Raw genomic sequence first — 13,039 nt, 5'->3', positions numbered from 1 at the left:
GAGTCTAGATAATGAATGTAAAACACAAGCAGGACTGGATGACAATTCGCCGGTCACGGACAACCGGCGCCTTAGCGCAAGCTATCGACGAAGGTTTGACCAGTTTCACTGTAGTTGAGCGTCAAGGTAAGCAAGTTATTACAGAGGAAGGAAAAGTCTTTACTGAATTTGTTTCCTGCTCTTATTTGGGATTAGAACATCATCCTGCCTTAATTGAAGCGGCAAATCAGGCAATGTCCCGCACAGGGATACATTTGTCATCGTCCCGTGGTGCGATGCGCCCACAATATTTGGGGCAATTGGAGAAACTGCTGGAAGAGATTTATCAGGGTGGTGCCGTTGCGGTGTTTACTTCCACCAGTAATGTTCATCTTGGTGTATTGCCGTTATTGGGGAGTGGCTCTCTACCTAACTATCCTCTTTCCCGGCCGGTACATTGGTTGATGGATAAAACTGCTCATGCCTCTATGCAGGTATTACGCGGTATTCTCGAACAGTTCGGACCAGTATCGCGGGTTGATAGTGTTGATGCACAGTCAGTACAGCAAGCTTTGCAGAACTGTAAGGAGAATCAGCGTACACCTGTCCTGCTGATTGATGGTATTGGTTCAATGAATGGTTTAATTCCGGTTGCGGAATTAACGCGACAATTGGCCGCTGCTGGAGGCTATGTCTATGTAGATGATGCTCATGGTATTTCCATTATGGGACGTCATGGTGCGGGTTATGCTTTTGCCGCACTTGACCATATTTTGCCATCCAACCTCATACTTGCCGGTTCATTATCCAAAGCCTTTGGTGGTGCCGGGGGTTTTGTGGTGGTTGCAGGTGCCGATGATGTCGAAGTGATTAGTACTTTAGCGAATCCTCTGGTTTTTGGTCATTCGATTATGGTGCCGATGTTGGCCGCTAACGTTGCCTCTGCAAGACTTCATCTCAGCCTTGAGATAGAAATCCGGCAGGAACAGTTATGGAAAAACATCAATCTGTTTGATTCTCTGATGGAGAACAGTTTGATGAATGCGGGTGTGCAATCTCCCGTTCGCGGCGCTTTATTCGAAAATGAAGCGGAAGGGCTTGAAGCTGCTCGTTTGCTGCGTGACAATGGCATCTTATTATTCCCAGTATTTTATCCACTGGTCCCGGATGGCAACGCAATGTTGCGCTTTGCTTTCTCTAGTGAGCATAAGGCAGGTGAAATCAAGCAGCTAGCAAATACTTTATTTGAAATAAGGGAAAAAGGACTGAATTGGGTTGAGCCACAGGCTGTAGTTCCACAGGTATAAATGACACCAGCTTACCGATAAATGAAATAAATCAGTGACGAAGATCAAACATATGACTCAAGCAATAATAAATAAACAGGACATATTACAACCTTACAGGGAATCTCTGGATGTTATTAATATGCAGATTTTGGCACTGCTTTCTGAACGTATGAAAGTTTGCATGAAAATCGCTGAGATAAAAGCGGAACAGGATATTCCGATGATGCAGCCACAACGTATTACCTCGTTATTGAATATGTTGCGGGATAAATCAACAGATTTTGGGTTACGGCCTGAATATATTGAATCAATATTTCAACTAGTTATCGAAGAGACTTGCCGTCGAGAAGAAGAGCTGATTGACCAGTTATTACACGAGAAAGTAAAAAATAATGAAAATACTGCTCATTGATAATTATGATTCCTTTACGCAAAACATTGCTCAATATCTGTATGAAGTAACGGGCAGTGTGCCATCCGTAGTCACCAATTCTTTGACTTATGAAGAGTTAACGATAGACGAATATGATGCGGTAGTCCTTTCTCCAGGGCCAGGACATCCGGCTGAAAGCAGTGATTTTGGGGTCTGTGCTGAGGTTATTGCACGTGCCAAAGTGCCACTGTTAGGTATTTGCCTCGGTCATCAGGGTATTTGCCTGGCATTTGGCGGCTTTGTAGAACATGCCCCCAATCCGGTACATGGCTATCGCAGTCGTATCAGGAACACCGGAGAAGGATTATTCCTTGGTTTGCCTGAACAGTTTGAAGTGGTCAGATATCACTCGTTGGTATGTACCCGGTTGCCTGACAGTCTAAAATGTACTGCCTGGACTGATGATGGCTTAATCATGGCAATTGAGCACACTGAAAGGCCAATCTGGGGGGTTCAATTTCATCCTGAATCGATTGATTCTGAATATGGGCGTGAGCTACTTAGTAATTTCGTGCGGATAGCGGAGACGTATAAAGAGAATAACGAACAGGAAGTTACCGCTCAGAATATATGTACTGATATCAATGATGCCTATCTTGCAGTAGGTGGAAGACAATATCTTAACCTGAATTATCGGGAGTGTAAGGAGATAGTCGATCCTGAATCCTTGTTCATTCAACGCTATGGCAATGATACACATGCTTTCTGGCTTGATAGTGAAAATTCTGATAGACCCAATGCCCGCTTCTCAATTATTGGAAGCGGTAATGAACAGGGCGCTATCAGGCTTGAATACTGTGTACAGACGGAGAGTTTGCGTTTAACCGGTCCTGATGGCGAGAGGGTTATTCAGGGAGATTTTTTCTCACAGATGTCTGAGTTGCTTGATAGGGTGGAAATTTTGACACCAAAATCGATGCCATTTGTATTTAAAGGCGGATTTGTTGGCTATTTAGGATATGAATTAAAGGCGCTGACAATTGGCAGCAACAAATACTGCTCAGAATATCCTGATGCCAGCTTAATATTTACTCCGCATTTTTTTGTCTTCGATCATCAGCAGAATAAACTTTATGAATGTTTTATCACACCGATAGGGCAGCCACATAATTGGTCACCGGAACTTTTAGTGACCATTGCAAAAAATACCGGTGAAGTGATACCTGATTTTATTCCCGGAGCTATCGATCAGAATAAAATTTGTCTGGAATATGGCGCTGAGAAGTATATGGATAGAATCCATAAATCACTCCAATACATCACAGATGGTGAGTCCTATGAAATCTGTCTGACGAATAGGGCAAAGATGACTTATTCAGGGCATCCATTGGACGCTTATCGGCGTATGCGTCATGCCAGCCCTGTACCTTATGGCGCTTATTTAGCCTGTGGAGATTTTTTTGTACTCAGCGCATCACCAGAAACGTTTTTACGTATTGATGAGGCCAGAAATATTGAATCCAGGCCGATTAAGGGGACCCGGCCACGAGGAAAAACGGCAGCGGATGATCAGTGTTTGCGGATGGAATTGAGTCAGTCCACTAAGGACAGAGCAGAAAATCTGATGATAGTGGACTTGGTGCGCCATGATCTTAATCAGGTATGTCGTCCAGGCAGTGTGCATGTACCTGAATTATTTAAAGTTGAGAGTTTCTCTTCTGTACATCAATTGGTTTCAACCATACGTGGTGAGTTATGTGAAGAAACGTCATCGATGGAAGCTATCCGGGCATGTTTTCCTGGAGGATCAATGACCGGAGCGCCGAAGAAGCGCACGATGGAGATTATTGACACGTTGGAGTCATCGGCACGTGGTGTTTATTCCGGCGCGCTTGGATGGTTGTCTTTCAGCGGTGAAGTGGAATTGAGCATTGTGATACGTACGGCTGTGTTACATCAAGAGTGTGCTGAATTTGGCATTGGGGGTGCAATTGTTGCTCACTCTGATCCTTATGGCGAATTTGAAGAGACATTGGTCAAAGCTAGCGTGCCATATTTCAGTTTTAGCCATATTGGCGGAGGAAATGTGTGAGTAACCATAAAGTGGTCATTCTTGGTGGGCAAGGTGCTATTGGTTCTTTATTAGAGCGCCTTTTTACTCGCTGTGGTCACATTGTATACAGTGTTGACAAACGAACGCAGGGAGTGCGTTCTCATCACGATCATTCTCATTATTATCAGATTGATATCTTAAATCCGGCTGTTGATGCTGAAGCGGTTTTTAGTGGGGCAAAGGCGGTAGTCTTTGCCTTACCGGAAGCGGTTGCCATACAAGCGTTGCCTTGGGTGTTATCTGCTATTGGTGATGATGTACAGATCGTGTCAACCTGTTCAGTTCAGGCCCCTTTCTATTCTGTATTAAGAACTGCCGCTCCCGGGCAGCCTTTCATGGGTGTTAACCCGATGTTCTCGCCATCTTTGCCGGAGCAAAAAAGGCCAGTTGCAGTCATTCTCGATAACTGTCATGTTAGTGAACATTGGATTGAGCAGGTATTGATGCAGGCTGATATGCGTATCAGTAGGATGATGCCGGAGGAACACGATCGGGTTATGGCGCTTTGTCAGGCTTTGCCCCATGCCGCGATACTGATTTTTGGCTTGGTGTTGGCGAAAAGTCCGTTAGATATTCGTACCTTGGCAACTATTGCGCCACCGCCCATGCGTACAATGTTGGCGTTATTATCAAGGATCTTACGCAATCCAATAGAAGTGTACTGGGACGTTCAATATGAAAATCCGATGGCTGCCGAACCGCGTCGGGAGTTGCTACATGCCATACAACAGTTAGATTCGATAGTACAGGTTGGCGATCAAACTGAATTTGGTTATAACCTCAGAGATATTGCGCAACAACTGGGGGAACAGCTTGATATCAGTGCTGCTGATTGCCAGCATATTTTTTCAACGCTTGAATGATATGGAAAGGAGTTGAGGGGATGTCGTTAAATAGAGTTGCTGAGGCTAACGGGCGGGCAGGACTCAGAAATTGGCTGGGATTACTGATATTGATGTTACCAGTATTGCTAGTGACTGTGGACAATACGATCTTAAGTTTTGCTTTACCAAAAATAGCTGAAGCTCTGGGACCGAGTGCAAGCCAGCAATTATGGATAATTGATGCTTATTCATTGGCATTGGCAGGTTTGCTGGTATCAATGGGAAGTATTGGTGATCGTGTTGGTCATCGTTCATTACTGTTATTTGGATCTTTGGGATTCACGGTTATTTCGGTGTTCACGGCACTGTCAACTTCACCTGAGCAATTGATTTTAGGGCGAGCCGTACTTGGATTTTTTGGTGCGATGCTGATGCCTTCAACTTTGGCTTTGATCAGCGTTCTTTTTGAGGATCGTGAACAGCGTCGATTGGCTGTTGCTATCTGGGCGACAACATTAACTATTGGTTCGGCCGTAGGTCCTGTAGTGGGTGGTGTTCTATTACAATTCTTCGATTGGAGTTCAATTTTTCTATTGGCAGTACCGGTATTAGTGCCATTGTTGATCTTCGGACCGATGTTATTGCCAGAGTCCGATAAAAAACAGACGGGCATTATCGATGTGTATAGCGTTCTGTTATCGATCGTTGCTATGGTTGGTATTGTTTACGCGATTAAACACCTTGCTAGTGATGGGTTTGAAATCAGTGTAATACTCGAACTGTCGGTTGGCCTTATTGCTGGCGTACTATTTGTTCGCCGACAACAGCATCTGCCTGTGCCGTTGATGGATCTTTCCCTGTTCCGCAATGGTATGTTCACTGGTTCGATTATTGTTAACTTACTGAGTTTGGCATTGCTGGTTGGTTTTGTCTTTTTTGCCACACAGGTCTTGCAAATTGTACTCGGTATGGAGCCGATTTTGGCTAGCCTGGCATTGGTTCCCGGACAAATAATGGCAATTGTTATGGGTATGGCGATAGTGCCTATTGCTCAACGGGTGCCTGCTCATTATCTGGTGCCAATTTTGCTGAGTGTTGCAGGTATTGCATTTCTTCTGGTAGCGAGTATCGGCAGTGATTTAGTCACTCTGATTGTTGCTTTCGCATTATTAGATATTAGTGTGGGAGCAATTGCTTCGGTGTCTAACGATTTGGTACTTTCGTCAGTACCCTCCTCTAAAGCAGGAGCGGCATCATCAATAAGCGAAACGGCTTATGAAGTGGGTGTTGTACTTGGCACGACTATTCTGGGGGGATTGGTCACTGCTTTCTATCGTATGACATTGCAATTACCAAATGAGATCTCTCAGGAACAGACGGGATTAGCTTTAGAGACTTTAGCGGGAGCTTACGTTGTAGCGAATTCATTAGCTGAATCAGAGGGGCAGAAGCTGATGACAGCGGCGGCGGAATCATTCACCAGCGCTATTCATATGATGAGCTGGATGACAGTGGTATTAACCGCAGGAGTGGTATTGCTCGCTTGGCGTTTGCTGAAAGCTCCGCAGAAAGAACAGGTGCTTGAGTATTGATAGTTTGACGTGCAGCCATTGGAAATGGCTGCACTGCATCGTGATAATTATTGCCTGTTTCATTAGGTTTTTTTATCGGTCATTTAAGCGTTTATTTGTAAGAAATCTTCTTATTGTAAAGAGAGTTATTTTCTACTTTTAAATTATATTCATAATTTCATTATTCAATAATATCTATGGATTTATATCTTATGGTGACTTTTGAAAATACAATTATACTTATTGTTTTTATTTGTATTTTCTAATAATACCTCATGAGATAAGTATAAAATTAGTATCTATTAAAAGGTAGTGACGTATCACAGAAATATTTCCATAATTAATGGAAAAAATGAGAATTTACATTAATATTTTAAATTGTGTCATTTCAATGTCGTATTTAATTGCTTTCTGTAAAGTGAATAAATATTTGCCTAATTGATTCTCACAGGAATTATTTTTCTGGCATATCCGTTGCTGAATCGCTTATATCTTTTGCCAGAAAAAATCGATGTCTCCGCTATGGCTAATCTGGTAATTAGCCAGGGGCAATATTCTGGCTATTAGCAATTTAGTGTCACAATCGGTAGTGATAGCAGTTGATACTTTGGAGCTTGGTTAAATTAACAACTGATATATAAAATTATCCTAAATGTATAAATTTAAATTCTGGAGAATATCTATGGATAAAATAAGAACGGTTACTGAGACGTTGGCAATATTACATCAGAATCATCATCTGATTGGTGTAGAACGGCAGCCAAAGCAACTAAAGACCTCGGATTTTGACGGTAAGGTAATATTCTCCAACGATCCAGAAACAGCGACTGTGCCACCGGCATTTTTTACGGTACAAACCATACAAGAGTTGAAGGCGCTCGGCGGTGTACCTGACAGTGAGTACGGTCCTGGCAAAATGAAACCCCATCATCCGTTACCGGAGCCGTTTTCTGCTGAACGACTGGCAAATGTTTCTGGTAATCATATTGATCTGTGCAAAGCTTTTAGGGCCTATATCTATAGTAATTCTGCTTTAGTCAAAGATTATGAAGAAATGCTTAATGCTAAGCGCTTCCCGATGAAGGTTGCGTTATACAGTGGCGAGAAAATGACTATCTCCTCCGATAATCCATTGGTTGTTGAAGATAAAGATGATTATGGTGAGCCGGTTGTCTTGGTGTATGAGCAGATAATCATTGAACCGGGAGGTCAAATTATTTACCGCACTAATGGTCGAATCGAAGCTAACACTATTGTAGGGAATGAAAATACTGGAAAGGAGAATGTTGTCAATAGAGGCAGTAATGGTGCCGATGGTCTTGATGGTGCTCCAGGAAATCAAGGGGCTAATGGCAGTGATGGTAAAGATGGTAAAGATAGTAAAAATGGCTGCTTAATTAGCGCCACATCAGGTACTGATGGAGCCAGCGGTTCTGTCGGAGGATTAGGGGGGGATGGTGCAGCGGCTGGAAATGCGAATGACCTGACTATTACTACTAGTCAATCTCTTACTGGAACAGTAAATGCGGCAACGATAGGTGGTAACGGTGGTAACGGTGGAAGAGGCGGTCTTGGGGGGCGTGGGGGTAATGGGGGTAATGGAGGTAATTGGGGCAATGGAACAATCAAGTGGTGTCCTGCTGGGGAGGCAGGAAATGGAGGAGATGGAGGGAATGGAGGGAATGGAGGCAGGGGGGGTAAAGGTGGGGACAGTGGTAACATATATATTAATTACTCTGACGGTAATCCAGTACTTCAGGTTGTGTCAATTAATGGTCTTGGTGGGGAAGGTGGGAAGGGCGGTTGGGGAGGAATAGGGGGTGAACCTGGAAATAGTACCAGAGTACTCGGTATACATGGTTTTCAGGGAGCCTATGGTAAAGATGGTCTTAACGGAGAATTTGGAGATGACGGTAACACCGGTAAGATATATGTCAACGGTCATGAACGGGAATCTGCTCGGAAACTTAATCGCTAGTGGTACCGCAATCAGACGGGTTTGAACGACGGCCTTGCTGGTTGGCTTCGTTTTTTGCCACTCAGGTTTTACAAGTGTGCTGAGTATGAAGCCGATTTTGCATTGGTTCCTGGGTAAATTAATGGCGATTGTTATCGGCATGGCAATAGTGTCTGTTGCTCAATGTGATTTTTGAAGAATATAATCATGATTATTATCTTTTATTTGTATTTCCTAATAATACCTAATGAGACAAATATAAAATTGAAGCATTTAGTCAGCACGTATTAAAAGGTCGTGATGTATCACAGAAATATTCTCTTTAATTAATGAAAAAAGTGGGAAATTACATTAATATTTTAAATTGTGTCATTTAAATATCGCATTCAATCGCTTTCTGTAACGTGGATAAATACTTGCCTAATTGATTCTTATAGAAATTATTTTTCTGGCATACCCGTTGTTGAAATGCGTATATACCCTATGGATTTCAAGATGCATCGCGGCGGCAAGGGAGCGAATCCCCGGGAGCATAGATAACTATGTGACTGGGGTGAGTGAGTGCAGCCAACAAAGAGGTAACTTGAAAGATGACGGGTATAGATAACGATGTGACCGGGGTGAGTGCAGCCAACAAAGAGGCAATTTGAAAGATGACGGGTATAAATGTATAAATTTAAACTCTGGAGAAAATATCTATGGATAAAATAAGAACGGTTGCTGAAACTTTGGCAATATTACATCAGAATCATCATCTGATCGGTGTAGAACGGCAGCCAAAGCAACTTAAGACCTCGGATTTTGACGGCAAGGTCATATTTTCTAACGATCCGAAGACAGCGACTGTGCCACCTGCGTTTTTTACGGTACAAACCATACAAGAGTTGAAGGCACTCGGCGGTGTACCTGACAGTGAGTATGGCCCTGGCAAAATGGAGCCTCATCATCCGTTACCTGAACCATTTTCTGCTGAACGACTGGCAAATGTCACGGGTTATCATATTGATTTGTGTAAAGCTTTTAGGGCCTATATGTATAGTAATTCTGCTTTAGTCAAAGATTATGAGGAAATGCTTAATGCTAAGCGTTTCCCGATAAAGGTTGCGTTATACGTTGGCGAAAGAATCACTGTTACCGCAGATGCACCATTGCTTGTTGAAGATAAAGATGATTATGGCGAACCCGTTGTCTTGGTATATGACCAGATAATCATTGAACCGGGAGGTCAAATTATTTACCGCACTAATGGTAAGATCGAAGCTAATACTGTTGTAGGGAACAGCAATAATGATAAAAAGCAGAGCATTATCAGTAAAGGCACTGATGGAGACGATGGTTTTGAGGGTGAGCAGGGAAGTAATGGGGTTAATGGCAGCAATGGTAATATTGGTTCAGAGAATAAACATGGTTGCTCTGTTAAATCCACACCAGGTACTGATGCAACTGGCGGTTCTTCGGGAGCACAAGGGATGGATGGCAAAAGAGGTGGCAGTGCAAATGACGTAATTATTAATGTTGACATTTTTACTGGAGTAGTCAATGCGGCATCGATAGGTGGTAAGGGTGGAAAGGGTGGATATGGCGGTAATGGCGGTAATGGCGGGAATGGTGGAAATGGAGGAGCTGCAACAAACAAATGTAGTGCGGGATATGGAGGAAGGGGAGGGGATGGCGGTAATGGAGGGGATGGCGGTAATGGGGGTAACGGTGGGGACAGTGGTAACATATATATTAATTTCACTCAGGGTCAGCCAGTAATTAATGCTCTGTCATATAGAGGTGATGGCGGTAATGGAGGGGGCGGTGGTAAGGGAGGAATAGGCGGAGCAGGTGGGGTAGGTGGTGTTAATAGTAGAGGATTAAATACTAATGGTCATCCCGGAGTATCTGGTGAAGCGGGTAATGATGGGATATCCGGCAACGCTGGGACTTCTGGCAAGATATATGTTAACGGTAATGCACGGCAGCATAGTGATAATCAGACTTTAGACTGGCTTGAAGACTATAAATAAGCTGAAGTATAGCAACTGACCGCCTCTCCTGAAAAATTCACTTATTAGTTGAATCCAGCCTGCATAATTGGCGGTCTTATTTTTCTGTGCCAGCAATATTTAATTGTATACCCGTAATCATTGAAGATGCTTGATTTTATCCGAAATGGAGATCATTATTCTCGCCATGAAAATATTTATTACATCAGAACAAAAAATCAAACTTGAACGTCTTCACGACACAACTCGTGATGGTCAAGAATGTAGCGTATTTAAAGGTTGAGTTTATTCGTGGAAAAATCCTCTTCTTGTAAAGAGAATTATTTTCTACTTTTGATTTAAATTATATTAATAATTTTATTATTCAATAATATCTATGGGTATATATCTTATGGTAATTTTTGAAAATACAATTATACTTATTGTTTTTATTTGTATTTTATAATAATACCTCATGAGATAAGTATAAAATTGAAATTAGTATCTATTAAAAGGTAGTGACGTATCACAGAAATATTTTCCATAATTAATGAAAAAAATGAGAATTTACATTAATATTTTAAATTGTGTAATTTCAATGTCGTATTTAATTGCTTTCTGTAAAGTGAATAAATATTTACCTAATTAATTCTCGTTGGAATTATCTTTCTGGCCTACCTGTTGTTGAAGTAGCTGTATATTTTGCCAGAAAAAATCGGTGCTTTCGTTATGGCTAATTTGGTGATTAGCCAGAGGCAAAATTTTGACTATTAGCAATTTATACCCTATGGATTTCAAGATGGATCGCGACGGCAAGGGAGTGAATCCCCGGGAGCATAGATAACGATGTGACCGGGGTGAGCGAGTGCAGCCAACAAAGAGGCAACTTGAATGATGACGGGTATAGTGACATAACCGGTAGGGATAGCAATAGAGATTTTGGAACTTGGTTAGATGGATAATTGATATATAAAGTTATTCTAAATGCATAAATTTAAATTTGGGAGAATTCTTATGAATAAAATAAGAACGGTTGCTGAGACGTTGGCAATATTACATCAGAATCATCATCCATTTGGTCTGGAACGACAGCCAAAACAACTTAAGACTTCGGACTTTGACGGGCCGGTAATATTTTCTAACGATCTGAAAACCGCTACTGTGCCGCCGGCATTTTTTACAGTACAAACTATACAAGAGTTGAAAGCGCTCGGAGGTATACCTGACAGTCAGTATGGCCCTGGAAAAATGGAACCCCATCATCCGTTGCCTGAACCATTTTCTGCTGAACGACTGGCAAATGTCCCGGGTAATCATATTGATTTGTGCAAAGCCTTTAGTGCCTATATCTATGGTGATTCTGCTTTGGTCAAAGATTATGAAGAAATACTTAATGCTAAGCGTTTTCCGATAAAAGTTGCGTTCTACAGTGGAGACGAGATCACTATAAGCGAAGATAATCCGTTGATTATTAGAGATAAAGATAGCTATGGTGAACCGGTTGTCTTGGTGTACAACAAGATAACCATTGAACCAGAAGGCAAAGTTATTTGTTACACCAACGGTAGGATTGAAGCGAATGTTATTCAAGGGAGCTCATATCACTTTACCAGTACAGGGGAAGATGGAAAACATGGTGTTACTGGTACAGATGGAAACAATGGAGCTGATGGCGCTAAGGGTAATCCTGGTCTTCAGAATAAACATAGCTGTGTAGTTAACCCTTCATCAGGATCTAATGGAACTAAAGGTTCTTCGGGAGCGCATGGATCGGATGGCGAACCCGGTAAAACGGGGGAGAAACTCACTATCGCGTGCCCTTACGTGAGTGGAACAGTAACTTTGTGGTCGGCGGGGGGTAATGGTGGTCATGGTGGTGATGGCGGTCATGGTGGCTCTGGTGGTAAGGGGGGAGACGGGGGTTATGGTAGTTATGTTAATTCTATGGACTATAATCATCGTCATATTACTACTGGATCATTATGTCAGCAGTCTGGGCGTGCAGGGAACGGAGGCAATGGAGGCGATGGAGGACATGGGGGTAATGGAGGTCGTAGCGGAGATGGAGGGAACATCTATTTTAGCTATTCCGAAGGCAATCCACACATTAAGTGTTTGGCATCACTAGGTTTTGCGGGAGTTGGCGGTATGCCCGGAAAGAGAGGGAAAGGCGGTGATGGTGGTTCCTCATGGGTTAATATTGGGAATGGAGGTAATGCGTTGAGTCTTACCGGAGAGTTTGGTCGGGCGGGTATTGATGGAGGGCCAGGAGAGCCAGGAGAGCAAACAGGAAATGTGGGCCAGATATATGTTAACGGCAAGTTGCAAGATTGCCATTAAAAAAAGTTTATTTTTGTTTCCTAAACACAAATTATTTGGCAATGAGTGAGTTCGGGGTTTCGCCTGTATTGCATTAGCTTATTGGATAGTGAGATTGACTACTATAATAGTGCAACGATTTGGTTTAGACCTTGTAAAAAAATATTCTTCTAGTAAAGAAAAATTATTTTTTTACGCTTAAATGTATATTATGTTCATGATTTTATTATTCAATATTATCTATAGGTTTCTATCTTGTGGTAATTTTTGAAAAATACAATCCTATTTATTTTTTTATTTGTATTTTATAATAATACCTCATGAGATAAATGTAAAATTGAAATTTTTAATAAGTACCTATTGAAAGATCGTGATGTATCACAGAAAAACTCTCCATAATTAATGGAAAAAGTGAGAATTTACATTAGTATTTTAAATTGCGTAATTTAAATGTTGCATCTAATTTTTTTCTGTAAAGTGAATAAATACTTACATAATTAATTCTCATCGGAATTATTTTTCTGGCATGCCTATTGTTGAAGAACCTATATTTTCTTGCCAGAAAAAGTCGATGTTTTTGCTATGGCTAATCTGGTGATTAGCCAGGGGTAAAATTCAATTTGGTGACATACCAGTAGGGATAG

Annotated in this window: 9 protein-coding genes; all 9 read left to right on the top strand. The window is 41.9% G+C overall.

Annotation, left to right across the window (positions count from 1 at the left end; genetic code table 11):
- Positions 1–11: 11 nt before the first annotated feature.
- Positions 12–1,286, top strand: coding sequence for an 8-amino-7-oxononanoate synthase family protein (locus AAC155_RS06410; RefSeq protein ID WP_113041464.1), 1,275 nt, complete (start codon positions 12–14; stop codon positions 1,284–1,286).
- A gap of 34 nt (positions 1,287–1,320) precedes the next feature.
- The gene (locus tag AAC155_RS06405; protein ID WP_113041463.1) at positions 1,321–1,680 is read left to right on the top strand and encodes a chorismate mutase; all 360 of its coding nucleotides are present in this window, start codon (positions 1,321–1,323) and stop codon (positions 1,678–1,680) included.
- A complete protein-coding gene (gene pabB / locus AAC155_RS06400) occupies positions 1,661–3,733 on the top strand; it encodes an aminodeoxychorismate synthase component I (protein WP_113041462.1) in 2,073 nt (690 codons plus the stop codon). Before AAC155_RS06405 ends, pabB begins: the two co-directional genes overlap by 20 nt.
- A complete protein-coding gene (locus AAC155_RS06395; protein ID WP_113041461.1) occupies positions 3,730–4,617 on the top strand; it encodes a prephenate dehydrogenase dimerization domain-containing protein in 888 nt (295 codons plus the stop codon). The genes pabB and AAC155_RS06395 overlap by 4 nt, the downstream gene beginning before the upstream one ends.
- 20 nt (positions 4,618–4,637) lie before the next feature.
- Positions 4,638–6,170 carry an MFS transporter gene (locus tag AAC155_RS06390; RefSeq protein ID WP_113041460.1) on the top strand — a complete coding sequence of 511 codons (1,533 nt, stop codon included), beginning with the start codon at positions 4,638–4,640 and terminating at the stop codon, positions 6,168–6,170.
- Between the two features lie 661 nt (positions 6,171–6,831).
- On the top strand, positions 6,832–8,127 hold the full coding sequence (locus AAC155_RS06385; protein WP_113041459.1) for a hypothetical protein: 1,296 nt from the start codon (positions 6,832–6,834) through the stop codon (positions 8,125–8,127).
- Positions 8,128–8,566: 439 nt separating this feature from the next.
- Positions 8,567–8,713: a hypothetical protein gene (locus AAC155_RS06380; protein ID WP_158536507.1), complete on the top strand. Its 147-nt coding sequence runs from the start codon at positions 8,567–8,569 to the stop codon at positions 8,711–8,713.
- A gap of 91 nt (positions 8,714–8,804) precedes the next feature.
- Positions 8,805–10,118, top strand: coding sequence for a hypothetical protein (locus AAC155_RS06375; protein ID WP_113041458.1), 1,314 nt, complete (start codon positions 8,805–8,807; stop codon positions 10,116–10,118).
- A gap of 972 nt (positions 10,119–11,090) precedes the next feature.
- On the top strand, positions 11,091–12,416 hold the full coding sequence (locus AAC155_RS06370) for a collagen-like protein (protein ID WP_113041457.1): 1,326 nt from the start codon (positions 11,091–11,093) through the stop codon (positions 12,414–12,416).
- Positions 12,417–13,039: the final 623 nt, after the last annotated feature.

Origin of the sequence: Photorhabdus sp. HUG-39, from assembly GCF_963878365.1 — a bacterium.
Classification (GTDB): domain Bacteria; phylum Pseudomonadota; class Gammaproteobacteria; order Enterobacterales; family Enterobacteriaceae; genus Photorhabdus; species Photorhabdus kayaii.
Note: the sequence above shows the minus strand (reverse complement) of the source record. Positions and strands in the feature narration are given on the sequence as shown.

Excerpts from the sequence above, each read along its gene's own strand:
- AAC155_RS06410 (WP_113041464.1), top strand. The coding sequence starts at position 12 with ATGAATGTAAAACACAAGCAGGACTGGATGACAATTCGCCGGTCACGG.
- pabB (WP_113041462.1), top strand. The coding sequence starts at position 1,661 with ATGAAAATACTGCTCATTGATAATTATGATTCCTTTACGCAAAACATT.
- AAC155_RS06390 (WP_113041460.1), top strand. The coding sequence starts at position 4,638 with ATGTCGTTAAATAGAGTTGCTGAGGCTAACGGGCGGGCAGGACTCAGA.
- AAC155_RS06385 (WP_113041459.1), top strand. The coding sequence starts at position 6,832 with ATGGATAAAATAAGAACGGTTACTGAGACGTTGGCAATATTACATCAG.
- AAC155_RS06375 (WP_113041458.1), top strand. The coding sequence starts at position 8,805 with ATGGATAAAATAAGAACGGTTGCTGAAACTTTGGCAATATTACATCAG.
- AAC155_RS06370 (WP_113041457.1), top strand. The coding sequence starts at position 11,091 with ATGAATAAAATAAGAACGGTTGCTGAGACGTTGGCAATATTACATCAG.